Genomic DNA, 221 nt, shown 5'->3' with positions numbered 1-221 from the left:
GCGCAGACATTGCGGCTCTCGATGTCGGTAAAATCATCAGGGGAAGCGAAAGGCACATTGGTCATGCCCAGTTCCTCGCCCTGGTAAATGTAGGGGGTCCCCTTCATGCCGTGCCGCCGGTTATGCGGAGGCGGACATCCTGGCTTCCCTGCAGGCCAAAGCCCGCGATAATGCCCGCACCCCCATGCAGTGGAACGCCACCGCCCAGGCAGGCTTTACCA

At 61.5% G+C, this 221-nt stretch carries 1 pseudogene; it reads right to left on the bottom strand.

Features of this window, described 5'->3' with window-relative positions:
• Positions 1–113: pseudogene (locus H6B10_RS16840) on the bottom strand (alpha-amylase family glycosyl hydrolase); the annotation flags it as partial.
• Positions 114–221 lie beyond the last annotated feature (108 nt).

The organism is Gemmiger formicilis (assembly GCF_016901605.1).
In the GTDB taxonomy this organism is placed as follows: domain Bacteria; phylum Bacillota; class Clostridia; order Oscillospirales; family Ruminococcaceae; genus Gemmiger; species Gemmiger formicilis_B.
The sequence above is the reverse complement of the archived record's forward strand: the minus strand, read 5'-3'. Positions and strand labels throughout refer to the sequence as shown.